The 18,706-nt window shown below is 70.6% G+C and carries 19 protein-coding genes, 1 tRNA gene and 1 pseudogene; 15 read left to right on the forward strand and 6 right to left on the reverse strand.

The window, feature by feature from the left end; translation table 11 throughout:
- The first annotated feature begins 21 nt into the window (after positions 1 to 21).
- From Pph01_RS10760 to Pph01_RS10780, 5 genes are all read left to right on the forward strand, one after another.
- Positions 22 to 438 carry an FtsB family cell division protein gene (locus Pph01_RS10760; protein ID WP_239116584.1) on the forward strand — a complete coding sequence of 139 codons (417 nt, stop codon included), beginning with the start codon at positions 22 to 24 and terminating at the stop codon, positions 436 to 438.
- 17 nt (positions 439 to 455) lie between these two features.
- The gene (locus Pph01_RS10765; RefSeq protein WP_204072877.1) at positions 456 to 968 is read left to right on the forward strand and encodes a DUF501 domain-containing protein; all 513 of its coding nucleotides are present in this window, start codon (positions 456 to 458) and stop codon (positions 966 to 968) included.
- Complete coding sequence (locus Pph01_RS10770; protein WP_204072878.1) at positions 965 to 1,891, forward strand: Ppx/GppA phosphatase family protein; 927 nt, start codon at positions 965 to 967, stop codon at positions 1,889 to 1,891. Before Pph01_RS10765 ends, Pph01_RS10770 begins: the two co-directional genes overlap by 4 nt.
- A 68-nt stretch (positions 1,892 to 1,959) precedes the next feature.
- On the forward strand, positions 1,960 to 2,286 hold the full coding sequence (locus Pph01_RS10775; protein ID WP_203883721.1) for a PadR family transcriptional regulator: 327 nt from the start codon (positions 1,960 to 1,962) through the stop codon (positions 2,284 to 2,286).
- Positions 2,283 to 3,341 (forward strand): HAAS signaling domain-containing protein, encoded by a 1,059-nt coding sequence (locus Pph01_RS10780; protein ID WP_204072879.1) that lies wholly within the window; start codon positions 2,283 to 2,285, stop codon positions 3,339 to 3,341. The genes Pph01_RS10775 and Pph01_RS10780 overlap by 4 nt, the downstream gene beginning before the upstream one ends.
- Here Pph01_RS10780 and Pph01_RS10785 read toward each other — a convergent pair.
- Positions 3,315 to 4,520: a cytochrome P450 family protein gene (locus Pph01_RS10785; RefSeq protein ID WP_239116585.1), complete on the reverse strand. Its 1,206-nt coding sequence runs from the start codon at positions 4,518 to 4,520 to the stop codon at positions 3,315 to 3,317. The genes Pph01_RS10780 and Pph01_RS10785 overlap by 27 nt on opposite strands.
- A 114-nt stretch (positions 4,521 to 4,634) precedes the next feature.
- Here Pph01_RS10785 and Pph01_RS10790 point away from each other — a divergent pair, with 114 nt between their 5' ends.
- The 5 genes from Pph01_RS10790 to Pph01_RS10810 all read left to right on the forward strand — a co-directional run bounded on the left by Pph01_RS10790 (position 4,635) and on the right by Pph01_RS10810 (position 8,333).
- The gene (locus Pph01_RS10790; protein ID WP_204072881.1) at positions 4,635 to 5,471 is read left to right on the forward strand and encodes a uracil-DNA glycosylase; all 837 of its coding nucleotides are present in this window, start codon (positions 4,635 to 4,637) and stop codon (positions 5,469 to 5,471) included.
- A 191-nt stretch (positions 5,472 to 5,662) separates the two neighbouring features.
- Entirely contained in the window at positions 5,663 to 6,991 is a 1,329-nt protein-coding gene (locus Pph01_RS10795; protein ID WP_204072882.1) for an NAD(P)/FAD-dependent oxidoreductase, read from the forward strand.
- A gap of 147 nt (positions 6,992 to 7,138) precedes the next feature.
- On the forward strand, positions 7,139 to 7,681 hold the full coding sequence (locus Pph01_RS10800) for an ACT domain-containing protein (protein WP_204072883.1): 543 nt from the start codon (positions 7,139 to 7,141) through the stop codon (positions 7,679 to 7,681).
- Positions 7,681 to 8,214 carry a peptide deformylase gene (locus Pph01_RS10805; protein ID WP_204072884.1) on the forward strand — a complete coding sequence of 178 codons (534 nt, stop codon included), beginning with the start codon at positions 7,681 to 7,683 and terminating at the stop codon, positions 8,212 to 8,214. The genes Pph01_RS10800 and Pph01_RS10805 overlap by 1 nt, the downstream gene beginning before the upstream one ends.
- A 46-nt stretch (positions 8,215 to 8,260) precedes the next feature.
- Positions 8,261 to 8,333: transfer RNA gene (locus tag Pph01_RS10810), tRNA-Leu, on the forward strand.
- 79 nt (positions 8,334 to 8,412) lie between these two features.
- Here Pph01_RS10810 and Pph01_RS10815 read toward each other — a convergent pair.
- Positions 8,413 to 9,279 carry an NAD(P)H-binding protein gene (locus Pph01_RS10815; RefSeq protein ID WP_204072885.1) on the reverse strand — a complete coding sequence of 289 codons (867 nt, stop codon included), beginning with the start codon at positions 9,277 to 9,279 and terminating at the stop codon, positions 8,413 to 8,415.
- A gap of 62 nt (positions 9,280 to 9,341) precedes the next feature.
- On the opposite strand from Pph01_RS10815, the gene Pph01_RS10820 reads away from it, so the two are divergent.
- Both Pph01_RS10820 and Pph01_RS42715 read left to right on the forward strand, forming a co-directional pair.
- Positions 9,342 to 10,169 carry a Clp protease N-terminal domain-containing protein gene (locus Pph01_RS10820; RefSeq protein WP_204072886.1) on the forward strand — a complete coding sequence of 276 codons (828 nt, stop codon included), beginning with the start codon at positions 9,342 to 9,344 and terminating at the stop codon, positions 10,167 to 10,169.
- Position 10,170: 1 nt separating this feature from the next.
- A complete protein-coding gene (locus Pph01_RS42715) occupies positions 10,171 to 11,148 on the forward strand; it encodes an asparaginase (RefSeq protein WP_239116586.1) in 978 nt (325 codons plus the stop codon).
- 81 nt (positions 11,149 to 11,229) lie between these two features.
- On the opposite strand, the pseudogene Pph01_RS42720 reads toward Pph01_RS42715, so the two are convergent.
- Positions 11,230 to 12,285 (reverse strand): annotated as a pseudogene (locus Pph01_RS42720) (sensor histidine kinase); the annotation flags it as partial.
- Positions 12,286 to 13,092: 807 nt separating this feature from the next.
- Here Pph01_RS42720 and Pph01_RS10830 point away from each other — a divergent pair.
- From Pph01_RS10830 to Pph01_RS10840, 3 genes are all read left to right on the forward strand, one after another.
- On the forward strand, positions 13,093 to 13,878 hold the full coding sequence (locus tag Pph01_RS10830) for a Bax inhibitor-1/YccA family protein (protein WP_204072888.1): 786 nt from the start codon (positions 13,093 to 13,095) through the stop codon (positions 13,876 to 13,878).
- A 188-nt stretch (positions 13,879 to 14,066) separates the two neighbouring features.
- Positions 14,067 to 14,285 (forward strand): DUF4287 domain-containing protein, encoded by a 219-nt coding sequence (locus Pph01_RS10835; protein WP_203883711.1) that lies wholly within the window; start codon positions 14,067 to 14,069, stop codon positions 14,283 to 14,285.
- A gap of 59 nt (positions 14,286 to 14,344) precedes the next feature.
- Positions 14,345 to 14,755, forward strand: coding sequence for a PPOX class F420-dependent oxidoreductase (locus tag Pph01_RS10840; protein WP_204072889.1), 411 nt, complete (start codon positions 14,345 to 14,347; stop codon positions 14,753 to 14,755).
- Positions 14,756 to 14,871: 116 nt separating this feature from the next.
- Here the strand turns inward: Pph01_RS10840 and Pph01_RS10845 are convergent, their stop codons facing one another.
- The 3 genes from Pph01_RS10845 to Pph01_RS10855 all read right to left on the reverse strand — a co-directional run bounded on the left by Pph01_RS10845 (position 14,872) and on the right by Pph01_RS10855 (position 18,638).
- Complete coding sequence (locus Pph01_RS10845; RefSeq protein ID WP_204072890.1) at positions 14,872 to 16,092, reverse strand: acetyl-CoA C-acetyltransferase; 1,221 nt, start codon at positions 16,090 to 16,092, stop codon at positions 14,872 to 14,874.
- Positions 16,093 to 16,242: 150 nt separating this feature from the next.
- Positions 16,243 to 17,598, reverse strand: coding sequence for an outer membrane protein assembly factor BamB family protein (locus tag Pph01_RS10850; protein WP_239116587.1), 1,356 nt, complete (start codon positions 17,596 to 17,598; stop codon positions 16,243 to 16,245).
- A 62-nt stretch (positions 17,599 to 17,660) separates the two neighbouring features.
- A complete protein-coding gene (locus Pph01_RS10855) occupies positions 17,661 to 18,638 on the reverse strand; it encodes an SGNH/GDSL hydrolase family protein (RefSeq protein ID WP_204072892.1) in 978 nt (325 codons plus the stop codon).
- Positions 18,639 to 18,706: the final 68 nt, after the last annotated feature.

The raw sequence follows: 18,706 nt of genomic DNA on the forward strand, positions 1-18,706 counted from the left end.
GAAACCGGAAGGGGTGTCGCGTTGGCCAAGCGACCGCAGCTCACCGGGCGCGCGGCGATCCTCGCCGTGGTCGTGTGCGCGATCTCGATGAGCCTCGCCTACCCCATCCGGGAGTACGTCGCGCAGCGGCGGCAGATCGCGCAGCTCGAACAGCAGCAGACCCAGGCGCTCAAGAACCTGCAGAAGCTCGAGGAGCGCCGCAGGCAGCTGGAGGACCCGGAGTACATCAAGCGCCAGGCCAAGGAGCGGCTCCACTACTGCGAGCCCGGCGCCAAGTGCTTCGTGGTCCTCGACGCGGGCGACGGCAAGGCGGCCGCGAAGGCGGGGGCCAAGCCGAAGGAGAGGCCCCCGTGGTATCTCACCCTGTGGCAGTCGGTCGAAGTCGCGGACAGCGGCCGCGACGCCGTGCAGGCGGGTGTGGAGGCGGGCCAGGAGTGACGGCGAGGAGTTCGACAGTGGTGGATCAGGCCGATCTGGCCGCGGTGGAGGCCCAGCTCGGGCGTTCGCCGCGCGGAGTCCGGGCCGTGGCGCACAGGTGCCCCTGTGGCCGGCCTGACGTGCTGGAGACGGCCCCGCGCCTGCCCGACGGATCGCCGTTCCCCACGCTGTTCTATCTGACCTGTCCCAAGGCGGCGTCGGCCATCGGCACGCTGGAGTCGTCGGGCCTGATGAAGCTCATGCAGGCCAGGCTGGCGGACGATCCCGAGCTGGCCGCGGCGTACCTGGCGGCCCACGAGGACTACCTCGCCCGGCGCGATCAGGCCGCGAGCGAGGACGGCCTGGAGCCGCTTCCCCGTGACATGCAGACCGCCGGCGGCATGCCCGGCCGGGTCAAGTGCCTGCACGCGCTGGTCGCCCACGAACTGGCCGTCCCGGGAGCCAACCCGCTCGGCAGGGAGGCCCTCGACGCTCTGCCCGAATGGTGGGCCGAAGGGCCCTGCGTCGAAGCCGAAGGGGAGCAGGCATGAGGGTCGCGGCCGTCGACTGCGGCACGAACTCGGTCCGCCTTCTCATCGCGGACGTCTCGCCGGAGACGGGCGAACTGACCGACGTCGAGCGGCGGATGGAGATCGTCCGGCTGGGCCAGGGCGTCGACCGCACCGGACGGCTCGCGCCCGAGGCCCTGGAGCGCACGTTCACGGCGATGCGGAGCTACGCCAAGCTCATCGCCGAGCACGCCGGGCCGTCGGCATGGATGCCGGTCCGGGTCGTGGCCACGTCCGCGACCAGGGACGCGTCCAACCGGAGCGAGTTCGTGGCCGGGGTCGCCGAGATCTTCGGCGTTGAACCCGAGGTGGTGACGGGCGAGGAGGAGGCCGGGCTCTCCTTCACCGGCGCCACGAGAGGTCACGACACCGGTGAGCCTCCGTACCTCGTGGTGGACATCGGCGGCGGGTCGACCGAGTTCGTGGTCGGGTCCGGCGCCGTCGAGGGTGCGCTGTCGGTGGACATCGGCTGCGTACGGCTGACCGAACGGCACCTCAAGGGGGATCCGCCGCAGCCGGAGACGGTGGAGGCGTCGATCGCGGACATCGAGGCGGCCATGGACCGGGTCGAGGCCGTCGTGCCGGTCAGGGACGCGCGGACCCTGGTCGGGCTCGCGGGTTCGGTCACCACGGTCGCGGGGATCGCCCTCGGCCTGCCCGCCTACGACCCCGCGAGGATCCACCACTCCCGCATCCCCGCCGCTCAGGTCCACGAGGTCTCCGCCCGGTTGCTGGAGATGACCCGGGACGAGCGCGCGGCCATCCCGGTCATGCACCCGGGCAGGGTGGACGTCATCGGCGCGGGCGCGCTGATCCTCGACCGCATCGTCCGGCGGTACGGCTTCGCCGAGGTGGTCGTCAGCGAGCACGACATCCTCGACGGGATCGCCTGGTCCCTCGTCTGACCTGCGCGTCTGCAGACGCGTCGTGAAGATCTTGCCGCTATTACGCAATGCGTAGTACTGTGCGTCGCGTGGACAGCAGCCAGCTCCTCAAGGGAGTCCTCGATGTCGCCGTCCTCGCGGTGCTCGCCAAGCGGGACAGCTACGGCTATGACGTCGTGCGCAGTCTGCGCGAGGCCGGCCTGGAGGACGTGGGCGACGCCTCGGTGTACGGCACGCTGCGCCGGCTCTTCAAGGCCGGGGCGCTCAATTCCTACGTGGTCGCCTCCGACGAGGGCCCGCACCGCAAGTACTACGGCCTGAACGATGTGGGCAGATCGCTGCTCACCTCGTCGTCCGCGGCGTGGACCTCGTTCGCCGCCACCATGAACGGCCTGCTCAAGGAGGTTGCCCCATGACCGTCCCCCCGCTGACTCCGGCCGCTTACGCACAGGCGGTGCGCGAGGCGCTCGCCGACCTGCCCGTCGCCGAGCGGGAGGAGATGCTCGAGGACCTCGACGACCATCTCGCGGAGGTGGCCGCCGAGCCCGGCATGACCCTGGAGGACCACCTCGGCTCCCCCGAGGCGTACGCCGCGGAGTTGCGGGCCGCCTACGGGGGCAGGCCCGCCCGACCGCGCCGACGTCTCGGCGCCCAGGTGCGCACCAGGGCCACCGGCCTCCTCGGTACGGCCCACGCCCGCCTGCTGCAGCTGCCGCCGTATCGGCAGGCGGCGGCCTTCGCGCCCGAGTTACGGCCTGCCTGGTGGGTCCTGCGCGGCTACGCGGCCGCGCTGCTCATCCTGTCCGGGATCGGGCCGCGCCGGCTGGTTCCCGGAGACGTGGTGGCGTGGGTGTTCACCCTCGCTCTGGTCTGGGCGTCCGTCTGGGCCGGGCGACGGACCGTGCCCGGCGTCGCCGGATGGGGAAGGGCTGCGCTGATCGCGGCCAACGCCGTCGCCGCGATCGTGGTGCTGGCCAGCCTGGCCGATCCGCCGATGCAGAGCTCGGGGGAGGTCGCCTTCGACTACGGCGTGCCTCGTCCGTACGACGTGCGGGTCGAGGATGTCGCCACTCTCGGCGGCGGCGACGTCTACAACATCATTCCCTACGACAAGGACGGCGCGCCTCTGCACGATGTGCGGCTGTACGACCAGGACGGCAGGCCGATCACCACCGACCCGGAGTCGTACGGCCGGTCGATCGCGGTCCCCTGCGGGGGTGAGCCGCCCATGCGCAACGCCTATCCGCTGCCGCTCACGCCGGAGTCGCCGGACGGGCTGGTCGGCGAGAAGACCCCGGCGTGCGTCATGCCGACGCCGACGCCGTCGGCTGCCGTCACGCCGTCGCCGGACGGTTCCCCTTCGGCGGACGCGACCGGTGCTCCGTCGGCGGACGCCACACCGTCCCCGGGAGCCACGCCGTCTCCCTCTGTGTCGCCCTCCGCGTCACCCTCGAAGGCGGACGGGAAGTGAGAACAGGCCCCGCATGATGGTGCTCGGCCACCAGGTCAGCCCATCCAGGTCGGCAGCGGGGGCGAGATCGGGGAACCGGCGGAGCACGGTGCCGATGGCCACCTCCGCCTCGACCTTCGCGAGGGCCGCGCCGACGCAGTAGTGCGGTCCGCGTCCGAACGCGAGATGCGGTTCGCCGATCCTGCCGGGGGAGAAGGCGTCGGGGTCGGGGAACACGGAAGGGTCCCGGTTGGCCGCGAGCAGGGACACCAGGATCGGCTCTCCGGGGAGCATCTCCTGCCCGCCGATGACGACGGGTTCGGTGGGGAAGCGCCAGGTGGCGTTTCGCACCGGCCCGTCGTAGCGGAGCATCTCGTCGACGACGTCGGGGAGCAGGGAGGGGTCGGCGCGGAGCGCGGCGAGCTGGTCCGGGTGGCGTAAGAGCGCGAAAAGCCCGTTGCCGATCAGCGCGACCGTCGTCTCGTGGCCCGCGATGAGCAGCAGGAACGCCGTCGACGTCAGCTCGTCGGCATCGATCTCGCCCCTGTTGGAGCGCCGGACGAGCTCCGTCAGCAGGTCGTCGCCCGGCCGGGTGCGCTTGAGCGTGACGAGGTCGCTCAGGAACTTCTCCAGCCCGTCGGTGGCACGGGAGATCTCTTCGATCTCGGACGCCGCCGCCGAGTCGATCACCGACGCGAGGTGGTGGAAGGCCTCGCGGTCCTCCTCGGGGACGCCGAGCAGGTCGCAGATGATCGTGATCGGCAGCGGGTAGGCGAGGTCGGCGACCAGGTCGGCCTCCTCGCCGTCCAGGCGGTCGAGCAGGTCGTCGGTCACCTCCTGCGCGCGGGATCGCAGGCCCTCCATGCGCCGGGGGGTGAAGGTGGCACTGACCAGCCGCCGGAGCCGGGAGTGGTCCTCGCCGTCCACGTTGATCATGTGCCGTGCGAGGGAGGGGCGGTGGTCCAGCGGCAGCCCGAGGCTCGCCGCGCGCCATTCGGGCGAGCCCGACGCCGGGTCCTTGGACAGGGACGGGTGGGTGAGCGCCGCCACGGCGTCCTCGTAACGGGTGACCAGCCAGGCCTCGCATCCCGGCAGCGGGACTTTGGTGACGGGGGAGTTGCGCCGCAGCCAGGCGAACGCGGGATAGGGATCGGCGTCGAAGGCGGGGCCGAACAGCGGGGGGAACGAGTCGGTAGACACGGCCGAGTACGTACCCATCTGGCGTACCGGGGAAAGTCGTGAAGAAAGGGCGATTCCCGGTGATCAGCGAGACCGCGGCGACGTCGCCGGTGCTCGGCTGGCACGATCGGACTCATGAGTCGTGTACCTCCCGGAACCGGTTGGCCGGACGATCCCGCCCGGCCCGACACCCCTGTCGCGCACGATCCTCTGGAGGTCGCCGCGCTGGCGGCGGACAGCGGGACCCTGGCGGAGCTGACCGCCCGGCAGTCGGTGTGCCGGGCCTGCCCGCGACTGGTGGAGTGGCGGGAGTCCGTCGCCGACGTCAAGCGTCGGGCCTTCGCGGAGGAGACCTACTGGGGCCGTCCCGTCGCCGGATGGGGAGACGACCGGCCGCACACCCTCATCGTGGGACTGGCGCCCGCCGCGCACGGCGGGAACCGCACCGGCCGGATCTTCACGGGCGATCGCAGCGGCGACTGGCTCTTCGCGTCGCTGTACCGCACCGGCCTCGCCGTACAGGAGACCAGCGTCCGCGCAGGCGATGGCCAGCGGCTGGTCGGCGCGAGGATGATGGCGGCGGTCCGGTGCGCGCCGCCCGCCAACAAGCCGACGACCGAGGAGCGCGACTCGTGCTTCCCGTGGCTCACCCGCGAGCTCGCCCTGGTGGCCGAGTCCACCCGCGTCGTCGTGGCGCTCGGAGGCTTCGCCTGGCAGGCGGTGTGGCCGGCGTTGCGCGCGGCCGGGTTCACGCTGCCCTCACGGCGGCCGCCCTTCGGCCACGGGGTTGAGGTCCCCCTGTCGTACGGCAAGGCGCCCGTGACGCTGCTTGGCTGCTATCACCCGAGTCAGCAGAACACGTTCACGGGGCGGGTCACCGCGCCGATGCTGGACGCGGTGTTCGCCCGGGCGGTGGAGCTGGCGGCAGCCGCAGGTCAGGTCCCCGCTCACACCGCCGACGACCGCTTGTGAATGCTTTCACGAATGTGAAGTCGGTCACGAAGGAAAATTCTCTCGATCTTCGCTTTGAAAGAAGTCGCTGACCAGGCTGTTTCGGAAATTTGTGGAGTTGTTTCGCTCTGAGCGGATTGGTGTGATGTCATCTCGTGACGTAACCTTGTGAATGCTTTCACAAGCAATCGAGGCACGAAGGGCGATCCCTGGTGAACGGCAAGTCGAAGCACATTGTCATCGTCGGCGGTGGATACGTGGGCCTCTACACCAGCCTGCGCCTCCAGCGCACGCTCCGTCGTGAGCTGCGGGACGGGAGCGTGCGTATCACGCTCATCGATCCGCAGTCCTACATGACCTACCAGCCGTTCCTCCCGGAGGCCGCGGCCGGCAACATCTCTCCCCGCCACGTGGTGGCCCCGCTGCGCCGGGTGCTTCCCAAGGTCAGGATCCTCAACGGCAAGGTCTCCAAGGTCCACCACGAGGCCAGGACCGTGACCTTCGAGCCCGCCGTCGGCCAGGCGCGGGAGATCGAGTACGACATCATCGTCATGGCCGCGGGCTCCATCTCGCGCACGCTGCCGATTCCCGGCCTGGCGGACGCCGCGATCGGCTTCAAGACCGTCGGTGAGGCCATCGCGCTGCGCAACCGCGTGCTGGCCCTGCTCGACCGGGCCGAGTCGAGCGAGGACGAGGAGGTGCGCCGCCGCGCGCTGACCTTCGTCGTGGTCGGCGGCGGCTTCGCGGGCATCGAGGCGCTGGCCGAGCTCGAGGACATGACCGAGGACGCGATCAAGTACTACCCGAGCATCCAGCAGAAGGACCTCCGCTGGGTCCTCATCGAGGCGAGCGACCGCATCCTGCCCGAGGTCGGCCCCGAGATGGGCGAGTGGACGGCGGAGGAGCTCCGCGCGCGCGGCATCGAGCTCAAGATGAAGACCCTCCTCAAGTCCTGCGAGGGCGGCCTGGTCAAGACCTCGGACGGGGACGTCTTCGAGTCCGCCACGATCGTCTGGACGGCCGGCGTCAAGCCGAGCCCGGTCGTCAACTCCGGCGACCTGCCGCTCGACGAGCGCGGCCGGATCATGACCACGACCCGCCTGACGGTGACCGGGGTCAAGGACGCCTTCGCGGCCGGTGACGTCGCCGGTGTGCCCGACATGACCAACCCGGGCAAGTACTGCGCGCCCAACGCCCAGCACGCCGTCCGCCAGTCCAAGGTCCTGGGCGACAACATCACGGCCTACCTGCGCGGGGGGAAGCTGAAGGACTACCGGCACAAGTACGCCGGATCGGTCGCCGGCCTGGGGCTCCACAAGGGCGTCGCGAACGTCTACGGGGTCAAGCTCCGCGGGATCCCGGCGTGGTTCATGCACAGGACGTATCATCTGTCGCGGGTGCCTACGGTGAACCGCAAGGTCCGCGTGGTGGCCGACTGGACGTTGTCGTTGTTCTTCAAGAGGGAGACGGTCTCGCTCGGCGAGCTCGAGCACCCCCGCGACGTGTTCAGGGCCGCCGCCAAGAGCGGTCCCGCACGGTAGATGCGTCACCGTACGGCACGTGTTCCGTCGCGGGGCACGTGCCGTCCGGCGCCCGGAGCACGATGCCGGCCACCCCTTCCGTCGGCGGTGCGGTCAGACGTGACTGCGACGGAGGGTGGGACGAAGGTGGGGCTCTACGCTGTAACGGTGATCGGGAGGGACAGCCCGGGCGCGGTCGCCGAGGTCACGCGAGCGGTCGCCGGTGGCGGCGCCATCGGTGACTCCTCGATGAGCCTGCTCGACGGCTATCTCACGATGACGCTCGTCGTCTCCGCCGGCCTGTCCGGCGACGTCCTCGGTGAGAACCTGACCCGCGGCATCCCCGGCCTGGCCGTCGCCGTGACGGATCTCGCCCGGCCACCGGTCACCCCGCCCACCGTGGCAGCCTCAGAAGGCGCACCGGCCTCACCCGGCTCTGGGGAGATCATGGACGCCGACCGGCTCGGCTACGCCCTCACCCTGCACGGCCCCTCCGGCACCGACGCCCTTTCCGTGACCACCGGCCTGCTCGCCGAGGCGGGCTGCTCGGTCACCTCGATGACCACCAGGGTCGCCGGGAACCTGTTCGTCCTGGTCGCGGACGTCGAACTGCCCGCCCAGGCCGATGTGGCCTCGCTCATGCGCGCGATGGCCGCCGCCCTGGACGGATTCCGGATCGCCTTCCGGCCGGCCGACCCGGCGGTGATGTGATGGAAGACGACAGCCGTACCTGTCTGATCGAGGGGGTGGTCACCGCGCCGCACAGCCTGCTCGTGACACCGGCGGCTTCGGTGGACCCGGCCGACGCCGTGGTGCCCGCCGTCGTGCGCCACCTCGTGGGGGCCATGCGGAGCATGCCGGGGTGCCGGGGCCTGACGGCTCCCCAGCTCGGCGTCGGATGGCGGCTGATGTGCCTCGACGTCTCCGGCCATCCCTCGACCCGGTCGTGTTCGGGAGAACTGGTCATCGCCAACCCGGAGATCGTGGAGGCTGCCGACTGGGACGTGGCCCGCGAGGGCTGCGTGTCGGTGCCCGGTCTGGCCGCGGAGGTCGCCCGGGCCACCCAGATCACGGTCCAGGGCGTACGGCCGGGCACGGGCGAGCCGATGACGTTCCACGCCGACGCCTTCGAGGCCCGCTGCGTCCAGCATCAGATCGACCATCTGGACGGTCTGCTCTTCCTGGACCGGGTCGCCGGGACGAGGGCCGTTCATGCTGTCCGGAAAGGGGGACAAGCGGCGTAAGGGCTAACCGGTTACAGATGAGTGATCCGTGGCATATGATCGCGGCGCCCCCGTAGCCCAACGGCAGAGGCAAGCCCCTTAAAAGGGCTGCGTTGTGGGTTCGAGTCCCACCGGGGGCACAGACTCTGCCAAGCATGAGCAAGCCCGTGGCCAGTGAAGACCGGTCGCGGGCTGATTCATGCGTGGCCGGGCTCGTGCTCAGGCGAAGTCCTCGGCATGGTCACGGACCCAATCGCCGAACGTGCGTGCGGGCCTGCCGGTGACCTTCTCCGCGGTGGGCACCGGACCGGACGCCACAGGCTCGGTCTTCCCGGCCTGCGAGCGCTCGGCCTGCTCACGCGCGTACTTCTCGAAGCCGGTGAGGAAACCGGCGTTCGCCGCCGCGAAGCCGCCTTGGGCCAGGTACATCTCCCGGGCCTGGGCCGGGGTCACGACCTCGAGCCGGACGTCCTGGCCTATGGCCTCGGCGATGGCGCGGACCTGGTCGCGCCGGCTGATGAATTCGGGGCCGTTCACGGTGTAGGCGGCGCTCTGGTGCCCGTCCTCCAGGAGGGCGGCCGTGGCGACGTCGGCGATGTCCCGCTCGTGCACCGGGTGCCAGGACAGGTCGGGGAACGGATCGCGGACGACTCGCTCCGCCCGGATGGACGGTCCCCACAGCCACAGCTTGTTCAGCATGAACTCGCCGGGCCGTACGTGGGTCCACTCCATGCCGGAGGCCTCCACGGCTCGTTCCACGGGCAGATGAACGCCGGTGTCGCGGCCGGCGGTCACCGCGCCCGACGACATGACGACCACACGGCGGACCCCTGCCTCCTCGGCCAGGTCGGCCACCTCGGACGCGGTCGCGGCGAAGGGGAACAGATGCATCCTTTCCACGCCCACCAGCGCCTGACGCAGGCTTTCCGGCCGCGACAGGTCACCCTCGACCACTTCGACGTCCTGGGGGAGGGAGGCCTGGCTGGGGTTCCTGCACAGTGCCCGTACGGCGGCTCCCGCCTCGAGGAGTCGCTCCACGACGATCCGGCCCACGTTTCCGGTCGCGCCGGTAACCAGAATTCGCATCTCTCCATGATCGGCTGCAGCAGGGGCTAGCCATATAACCCCTTAGGGGTTATACAAGGGGTATGCCGAAAATCAACGTGTACCTGCCCGACGAGCTGGCCGAGGCGGTCAAGGAGGCGGGCCTGCCGGTCTCCGCCGTCTGCCAGCGGGCACTGGAACAGGCCGTACGCCGCGTGACCGCCATCAGGGAGGCCGTCGTGGGAGAGTTGGAGCTCGACGATCCCGCAGGCAGGCTGGCGCACTTCACCGCGCGCACCCGGGCCGTCTTCAAGCTCGCGCTGGAGAAGGCGCGAGAGCGGGGAGCCGCCGCCATCGGGACGGAGGACCTGCTCGCCGCAATGCTCGCCGAGGGGACCAACCTGGCTCTCCACGTTCTCCGCGCCATGGAGATCGAACCGGAGATGGTCGCGCGTGACCTCGCCCGGCGGCTTCCAGAAGGGCACGAGGCCACCGGGGACGGCGTCCGCCGGTTCAGCGGCCCCGCGGCCAACGCGCTCGAGTTCGCCGTCACGGAGGCGCAGACACTCGGTCACAACTACATCGGCTGCGAGCACCTGCTGCTCGGGCTCGTGGCCGAGCCCGACGGCACGGCCGGGCAGGTCCTCCGTGCGAGCGGCGCCGAGCCCCGGCTCACCCGCCGTGCCGTCGTCGCCGCCCTCGCCGGGTACGTCCACCTCCGGGCCGAGGCGCAGGGCCGGGCACAGGACCAGGCGCAGGGTCAGCCGCAAGGCGGGGAGGCGGCGGGTCAGCCGGCCCCGGTGGCGGGCGCGCTGACGCAGGAGGGCATGGTCGCGCGGATCGGCGAGCTCGTCCGTCTCGAGCTGAGGCCACTGGCCGAGCGCATCGAACGGCTCGAGCGGCACGCGGGCATCACCGGACCGGCCGCCTGACATGGCACGTGTGTTGCTGCTCGCGACGGGCGACATGATCGCCTACTCGTCGGGCCCGGGCCGTCCTGGCGTGGTGTCCGGAGCGGATCTGCTGCGGACCGTGCCCGCCCGCGTGCGGCCCGCCGAGGTCGAGGTCGAGGTCGAGGACTTCATGGCCCCGCCCAGCTGGGACATGTCGCCCTCGATCATGCTCGCCCTGGCCCGGCGGGTCCGGTCGGCCATCCTGGATGAGGAGTTCGACGGCGTCGTGGTCACGCACGGCGTCGACACGATGGAGGACACCGCCTACCTCACCGATCTCCTCGCGGGACCCGCCTCACGCCGGGGCGCGATCGTGCTGACCGGAGCCGTGCGCCCTCTCGACGACCCGTCCACCGACGGGCCGGGCAATCTCGCAGCCGCTTTGGCGGCCGCCGCGGACCCGGCACTGCGCGGGGCAGGGGCGGTCGTCTGCCTCGACGACCGGCTGCACGCGGCGCGATGGGTCACCATGATCGACGCCGCCGGTCGTCCGGCGTTCACCTCCGCGCCGTCCTCTCCCGTGTTCCGCGTGGAGGAGAGCCGGATCCGGCCGCTCGCCACGCCTCCGCCGAGGCCGCCCGACCCGGAGGGGGAGCCCGAATCGCACGTCCCTTTGATCAAGACTTATCCGGACATCGAGCCGGCGCTGCTCACGGCCGTCGTCGACGCGGGCGCGCGCGGGATCGTGCTGGAGGGCACCGGCGCGGGAAACGTCCCGGTCACGTTGTTCACCGCGATCGCCGAGCTGTCGGAGTGGGACATCCCGGTGGTCGTCGCGTCACGGTGTCACACGTCCGGCGCGCCGCTCGACACCCTGCCGTTCGGACTGGGGCTGGCCGCGAAAGCGGGTGCGATCGGTGCCCGGGGACTCGCCCCCGTCAAGGCGCGCGCCGCTCTGATGGTGGCTCTGGGATCGGGCGGCCGGGACGCCGTGCGCGAGTGGTTCGCCAGGGTGTGACCCGTCGGGCCCGGCGGCGCGTGCGGAGATCGTCGCGTGGATCGGTTCGCCGGTCGCGGTGGGCGGCTTCGCCGGCGGCAACCGGAGGACGAAGCGCGCGCCGCCCGCGGGCGCGTCCGTCACCCGCAGCGTGCCCCCGTGCGCGGTCGCGATCTCATGCGCGATGGCGAGCCCCAGGCCGGAGCCTCCGTGGTCGCGGCTGCGGGCGCTGTCCAGCCGGGTGAAGCGCTCGAAGATCCGCTCCCGCTCCGTGGGCGGGATCCCGTTGCCGTCGTCGCTGACGGACAGTTCGGCGCCGGCGCCGCCCCGCCGCACCTCGACCTGTACGGCGTGTACGGCATGCCGTTGCGCGTTGTCGAGCAGGTTGGCGACCAACCGGCTGAGCTGAGCCGGCACGCCGTCGACCATCACGCCCCGTTCGAGCCGCAGATCCACGGCGACGCGCCCGGGCCGGTGGGCGACCTGGTCCTCGACGATCGAGGCCAGATCGACGGGCCGCTGCTCCTCCGGCGCGTTCGCCCCGAGCTTCGCGAGCAGCAGGAGGTCGGAGATGATCATCTGGAGCCGGTCGACATCGGTCAGCGTCCGCCGGAGCACGTCGGGCAGGTCGGTCTGGCCCGGATGCAGCTGAGCCTCCTCGAGTTCCGCCCGCAGTCCCGCGAGCGGGGTGCGCAGCTCGTGCGCGGCGTCGGCCGCGAACTGCCGCTGCCGCAGCAGAGCGTTCTCGGTCGCGTGGTTGGCCTCCTCGATACGCGCCAGCGTGTTGTTCACGGTCCTGGCCAGGCGGCCGATCTCGTCGTACACCGAGGGCTCGGCGACCCTGCTGCCGACATGCCGCACGTTGATCGAGGCCAGTTGGGCGCGGATGTTCTCGACCGGCCGGAGCGTGCGACCGGCGACCTTCCAGGTGCCCCAGCCCGTGAGCAGGACGAGGCCGAACACCTCCACCGCGAACAGCCAGTCGAACGGCCCGCCTGTCAGCAGCCCCGCGGTCGGCCTGCCCGCGTAGACCACGGGCGAGTTCTCCGCCTCCGACACGCGCAGCGCGGAGAGCCTGACGCAGTTTCCGTCGCCGTGGGTCGGGCAGGACCGCACGTCCATCTGCGGACGACCGGGATGCGGCCGGATGCCGCTCATCGGCGGCAGGCCGCGGGCCTCCGGCGACGCCGCGATGACCTGACGGTCCGGTGTCACGACCTGGACCAATGTGATGCCGGGAACGCGCGGAATGATCGGGTCGCCCAGCCGTCCGGCACGGACGGCCTCGGCCGTCGCGGTGGACTGGTGGCGCGCGTCGAGCCAGACGGTGTCCCTGAAGGCATGCTGGGCCAGCGAACCCGCCAGCAATCCCGTGGGCGCCAACAGCACCAACGCCAGGATGGTGACCAGAACGGTTATCCGGCCGCGGATCGACCGGGGGCGCAGTCGCGCCAGAGGTGACCGTTCAGCTTCGTATAAAGAAACAGAGCTGTGCACCGCGTCCTCCTCACACGTGTGCGCGTCCCCTCGAGATGTCCGGGGTCGCTCAGGTGGTGAGGGTTGTCGGCCGTGGGCCCGACTCGGCCGATCGCGCGGGCGATCGGATCGCGCTCCGTGGCCATGGATCCGTTTTCGGGACGAGCCCGATGCACAACACCGTACACCCAAACTTGAAGCACTTAATTAAAAGAACCATCCCAGTTTGTTGGCGCGCCCATGCCCGGCGAGGCTTCCCGGGTAACCCGAGGGTTCATATGGCGCGATGGACGAACACGCGGTGATTCGCCTGGGGCGATGAAAAGGTCGCGCAGATTCGCCCGGCGTGGCGGGGAACTCGCGCCGGGGGCTGATCGTTGCAGACGTTGGCGGAGCGTCGAGTCCCTTGTGGGCACGGCGCTTCGTGGGCACCATCCCGAATAAGCCGCGCAAAGAGGCTGAGCAGCGAGTCGCGTCCCGGAGGCAGCGATGGAGAGCAGAAACCCGATATTCAGCCGGCGTGGGTCGACCGGTCAGCAGCAGTGGACCACGGCGACCCCGAGCGTGCAGCAGCTCGACGCCATGTACGGCGCGCCGTCGTACGCTCCGCCGACGTCGCGTTCGATGACCATCGACGACGTCGTGGTGCGCGGCTTCATGACGCTCGGCTCGCTGGTCGTCGCGGCGGCTGTGTCGTGGTACCTGAACTTCGGCCCCGGGATCGCCATCCCGGCGATGCTGGTCGGCCTGGTCCTCGGCCTGGTCGTCTCGTTCAAGCAGAGCACCAACCCCGCGCTCATCCTCGGCTACGCGGTCTGCTACGGCATCGCGATCGGCTGGATCAGCCACGCCTACGAGGACCGTTTCAACGGCATCGTCCTTCAGGCCGTGCTCGGCACCATGGTGGCCTTCGGAGGCACACTGGCCGTCTACGCCCTGAAGATCTTCCGGCCCACGCCCAAGTTCACCAAGTTCGTCATCGCGGCCGGTTTCGCGTTCGTGGGCCTCGCCCTGCTGAACCTGGTCGCGGGCTTCTTCGTGGACGGGGGCCTGGGCCTTCGCACCGACAGCCCGATCGGCTGGCTCTTCAGCATCGCCGCGATCCTGCTCGGCTGCTTCTTCCTGCTCCTCGACTTCGACCAGATCGAGAGCGGCGTCCGGGCCGGCCTCCCCGAGCGGTACTCCTGGCTGATGGCCTTCGGCCTCACGCTGAGCCTCGTCTGGCTCTACCTGGAGATTCTTCGCTTCATCAGCTATTTCACAAACAACGACTAGCCTGGCATGAGAAAAGGGCGCTCTTCTTTCCCGAAGAGCGCCCTTTCCTTGTCCGATACCAGCGTGCGCCGTCACGGTGCAAAACTTTCGATCAACAATCTGTAACAAGTTGATGTCTACGGGGGGGTTGTCAAGCACGGGCTGGTGATGCACTGTGACACAAAGCAGCCCGATCCGTGGAGGTGCCCATGTCGTTGAACCACTCACCGGAGACACAGACAAAGCTGATCGCACGCGTCCCCTCCATCACCGGACGCGAACTCCCCGAGTGGTTCCAAGCCATCGACAACGGTCCGTCGTTCCTCAGATGTGATGAGCGGGCCGCCTGGCTCGCCTCCGAACACGGGCTGAGCCACGGCTACGCCGCAGCGATCGTCCTGGAGCACGAGCGCCGGCGTCGCTTCTAGGAAGCAGCCGAACCGATCCTTGCGCCCGCACCGACCGGTGTGGGCGCATCATTGTCCTCATGGATCTCGATGAGGCACGCGCGTTCGTGAAGGACAACCACCGCGCGGTCATGCTCACCTGGCACGCCGACGGCCGCCCCCAGACCTCACCGGTCACCGTGGGGCTCGACGAGGACGGGTACCTCGTCGTCAGCAGCCGCGAAACCGCGGTGAAAACCCGCAACTCCCGCAAGAATCCCCAGGTCCTCCTCACGGTGATGAGTGACGCCTTCTACGGCCCCTGGGTCCAGATCGAGGGAACCGCGACGGTCGTGCCGCTGCCGGAGGCCATGGACGGCCTCGTCGCCTACTACCGGGGCATCAGCGGCGAGCATCCGGACTGGGACGACTACCGCGACGCGATGGTGCGGGAACGGCGGGTCCTCATCCGGATCGAGCCCACCAAGGCCGGCCCCGACCACCACGGCTGAGCCGCGGTTTCGCGGGGGATCCCGGAAGGCTCCGGGATCCCCACAGCGGCTCCGGCCGACCTCACGGCGTCTTCGACCGGCCGCAGGCCGGCGGCGCTGAGGTCGTCCAGGTCTTCCTAGGCCAGACGCTCCAGGACCATCGCCATGCCCTGGCCGCCGCCGACGCACATCGTCTCGAGGCCGAGCGACTTGTCGTGGAAGCGCAGGCTGTTGATGAGCGTCGAGGTGATGCGCGCACCGGTCATGCCGAAGGGGTGACCCACGGCGATCGCGCCGCCGTTCACGTTGAGCCGGTCGAGCTCGATGCCCAGCTCCTGGTAGGAGGGGATCACCTGGGCGGCGAAGGCCTCGTTGATCTCCACGAGGTCGATGTCGCCGATGGCCATCCCCGCGCGGCCGAGGGCCTGCCGGGAGGCCTCGACCGGCCCGAGCCCCATGATCTCCGGCGACAGCCCGGTCACGCCGGTCGAGACGATCCGCGCCAGCGGCGTGATCCCCAGCTCGGCCGCCTTGGTGTCGCTCATCACGATCACCGCGGCCGCGCCGTCGTTGAGGGGGCAGCAGTTGCCCGCCGTCACCGTGCCGTCGGGCCGGAAGACCGGCTTGAGCTGCGAGACGGCCTCGTAGGTCGTGCCCGCACGCGGGCCGTCGTCCTTGCTCACCACGGTGCCGTCGGGCAGGGTGACCGGGGTGATGTCGCTCTCCCAGAACCCGTTGGCGAGGGCCTTCTCCGCCAGGTTCTGCGACCGCACGCCGAACTCGTCCTGTTCGCGACGGGAGATGCCCCGCAGCCCCGCGACGTTCTCCGCGGTCTGGCCCATCGCGATGTAGACGTCCGGGATCGCGCCGTCCTCGCGGGGGTCGTGCCAGACCGGGCCGCCGCCCTCGGCGGCCGTGTCCGTGCGGGCCTTGCCGTCCAGGAAGAGGGGGTTCGTGGTGCCGGGGAGGGAGTCCGAGCTGCCCGAGGCGAACCGGGAGACCGTCTCGACGCCGGCGGAGATGAAGACGTCGCCCTCGCCGGCCTTGATGGCGTGGAACGCCATCCGGGTGGTCTGCAGCGACGACGAGCAGTAGCGGGTGACCGTGGTGCCGGGCACGCCGTCGAGGCCGAGGAGCACCGAGACCACCCGGCCCATGTTGAAGCCCTGCTCGCCGCCGGGCAGGCCGCAGCCCAGCATGAGGTCGTCCACGTCGTTCGGGTCGAGCTGCGGCACCTTGGCGAGGGCGGCCTTGACGATCTGAACCGTCAGGTCGTCGGGCCGGATGTCCTTCAAAGATCCCTTGAAGGCGCGGCCGATCGGTGACCGCGCGGTTGCCACGATGACTGCCTCAGGCATGTGACTCTCCCTGTTTCTCCGGCCACCGCACTCAGCGTTCGGGCGGCCCTCCTCCGCAGGAGGTTACCTCCCGGTACGGCTTCCGCCACGCCCTGGGGCCACGCGAACAGAACTTTGTACCGGAGGAGCGAGACGTGCCGTGGACACTGGTCATCCGTACATGCCGGGAGTGGTCGCGGTGCCGTCGTTGACCGCGTGCAGGGCGCCCTTCTCGTCGCGCCACAGGCGCCAGCCGTCCTGGCCGCCGGTGAACCACGCGGGCGGCGCCGAGGACGAGGAGGTCCGCTTGCCGGTGGCCAGGTCGAACTCGCAGAGGGCGGCGATCGCGTAGAACCCCGGCGTCACACCCGGAAGGGGCAGCGGGCGGGGATCGGTGGCGCAGAACGACCATCCGGTCGTGCCCTTCACCGGGCTCGCCTCACCCGACTTCAGGTCGAAGGCCGAGCCGGCCGCGTCGTGCTTGAGGAAGCCGAGCTTGTCCATGGACGGCGGGAACGCGAGCCACCAGCCGGAGCCGGGCACCTGCGTCGGCGTGATCTGCCCCAGCACACGTCCCGTCTCCCCGTCGAGCCGGGCGAAGCCGCCGTACTGGCCCTGCTCGTCCACCGGCCTGACCACGGGTGCGAACGCCGGATTGCCGCTGGGATAGACACGGACCACCGAGGGCCGCATCCAGTCGACGACGCCGTCGTCCAGACGCACGGAGAACAGGCCGAACGTCGAGGTCTGCTTGGTCCGGGGGTTGGTGTACGGCGCGACGTAGCCGACGAGCTTGTCGCCGGTCGCGCCGAACGACCAGCCGCCGGACAGGTCGACTCCCTCACCGAGGGCCTGCTCGATCGGGAGTTGCCAGACGACCTTGCCCGTCTTCAGCGAGTGCGCCTCCAGCACGGGGTGGGAGGCGAGCCGCAACAGCACGACGTTGGTCGCGTCCGACCACTCGACCTCGGCGATGCCGGGGAGTTGCCACTGGGTCCTGCCGGTCTGCGGATCAAGGACCACAACCCGTGCCGTCTTCAGTGAGGTGTTCTCCGACAGGCAGACGTACGGCCCGCAGCGCTGCGGGCCGAAGGTCGACTCGATGGGGCGGGCCCACTTCTGCTTTCCGGTTTTGGCGTCCCTGGCCACCACGGTCGCCTTGATCCGGGTGGTCTTGGGGGCGGTGCCCGCGGGGTCGACGGCCACGACGACGGCCTGGCCCCGGCCGATCTCCACCGTCGCCGGCGCCTGAACGCCCATGCCGGGCAGGCGGCCGGCCATGGTCGCCGGCGCGGCCCAGAGCTTCTTCCCCGTGGCCAGGTCGAGGGCGACGGTCTCGAGGGCTCCGTTGGTCCGCATCGAGGTGGTCGCCGCCACGCCCGCCCCCGTGGTGGCGCGGCTGACGGCGTTGATCTGGACGTTGGACCAGGCCTTCGCCGGGCCTTCGGCGGTGTCGCCACTGGAACAGGAGGTCAGGGCCCCGCCGGCCAGGAGGGTGGCTGCAGCGAGGGCAAGAGGAGATTTCACGTGAGGCCGGGTCATGTCACTCCTACAGGGGGTGATGGCCTGGCCGCGCGGGGTAACCGACTCTAGCCGCTCGTCATCGGCCCAGGTTTCCGGCGAAGCAGTGCGGCCCATCGTCCGTGGGGGCCGACCGCCCGGCCGGCCACATGGGTCGCGGTGACCTCGGTGCCGGGTTCCTCCACGGCCATTGCCGCCAGAAGGTATTGCGATCCTTCGACGCGGATGGGTTCTGGCCCGGGCCACAACCCCAACGCGGCGCATGCAGACGGTAGCACTGCGTACGCGGCTTGTGAGTAACCTCGGGCAGATGGATGAAAACGATCTGGTCCGAACATCTCTGCCGGGTTGGTCTCGAATTCCGGTCCGAGCAGGTCCGCGAAGGCCACCGTCCTGCCGCCGGCCTCGACGACGGCGACCGTCTGGGCGGCCGCGAGCTGCCGCGACCACCGGCGGGTGACCCACCGGAGCGGCTGTGCGATGGGCCGGACGGTCCCCAGGTCGGGGCAGGTGCCCACGACGACCTCCGCGCCGGCGTCGCTGAGGCGGCGCACCGCCTTCTGCAGGTGCCGTACGGCACGGGCCGGGAGGGTGGCGGTGGTGACGTCGTTGGCGCCGACGAAGACGATCGCGATCTCGGGCCGCGTCTCGAGCGCCCGGTCGACCTGGACGCCCAGATCGGCCGACGCCGCGCCCGACAGCCCGAGGACGCTCAGCCGTACCGGCCGCTCGGCGACGGCGGCGATGCCGCGCGCGATGATTACGGCCGGGGTGTCGGCGGGATCGGTCATGCCGAGGCCGACCGACGTCGAGTCCCCGAGGACGGCCATCCGGATGGGCTCGCCGGGGTAGGTGCCGCCGTAGAGCCCGTCGGACTCGGGCCCGTTGAGGCCGTGCGGCTGCCCGACGATACGGCGGGCCACCGCGGCCTCGGCGATGAGCAGGCCGTAGGTGATCGCTCCCAGCGCCGTCAGGCCGCCTCCGCCCAGCGCGGCGGCCGTGGCGATGCGTCGCGCGGTTCGCGCCGCGCCGGTCGTCCAGATCACCCGCTCACCCCACGTCACGGTACGGTTTGGAATTGAAAACTAGCCGAATCCCGGCCACCCCCTCGGGA

Origin of the sequence: Planotetraspora phitsanulokensis, assembly GCF_016863295.1 — a bacterium.
Lineage (GTDB): Bacteria > Actinomycetota > Actinomycetes > Streptosporangiales > Streptosporangiaceae > Planotetraspora > Planotetraspora phitsanulokensis.

Excerpts from the sequence above, each read along its gene's own strand:
- Pph01_RS10770 (WP_204072878.1), top strand. The coding sequence starts at position 965 with ATGAGGGTCGCGGCCGTCGACTGCGGCACGAACTCGGTCCGCCTTCTC.
- Pph01_RS10780 (WP_204072879.1), top strand. The coding sequence starts at position 2,283 with ATGACCGTCCCCCCGCTGACTCCGGCCGCTTACGCACAGGCGGTGCGC.
- Pph01_RS10790 (WP_204072881.1), top strand. The coding sequence starts at position 4,635 with ATGAGTCGTGTACCTCCCGGAACCGGTTGGCCGGACGATCCCGCCCGG.
- Pph01_RS10805 (WP_204072884.1), top strand. The coding sequence starts at position 7,681 with ATGGAAGACGACAGCCGTACCTGTCTGATCGAGGGGGTGGTCACCGCG.
- Pph01_RS10815 (WP_204072885.1), bottom strand. The coding sequence starts at position 9,279 with ATGCGAATTCTGGTTACCGGCGCGACCGGAAACGTGGGCCGGATCGTC.
- Pph01_RS10820 (WP_204072886.1), top strand. The coding sequence starts at position 9,342 with ATGCCGAAAATCAACGTGTACCTGCCCGACGAGCTGGCCGAGGCGGTC.
- Pph01_RS42715 (WP_239116586.1), top strand. The coding sequence starts at position 10,171 with ATGGCACGTGTGTTGCTGCTCGCGACGGGCGACATGATCGCCTACTCG.
- Pph01_RS10830 (WP_204072888.1), top strand. The coding sequence starts at position 13,093 with ATGGAGAGCAGAAACCCGATATTCAGCCGGCGTGGGTCGACCGGTCAG.
- Pph01_RS10835 (WP_203883711.1), top strand. The coding sequence starts at position 14,067 with ATGTCGTTGAACCACTCACCGGAGACACAGACAAAGCTGATCGCACGC.
- Pph01_RS10840 (WP_204072889.1), top strand. The coding sequence starts at position 14,345 with ATGGATCTCGATGAGGCACGCGCGTTCGTGAAGGACAACCACCGCGCG.
- Pph01_RS10845 (WP_204072890.1), bottom strand. The coding sequence starts at position 16,092 with ATGCCTGAGGCAGTCATCGTGGCAACCGCGCGGTCACCGATCGGCCGC.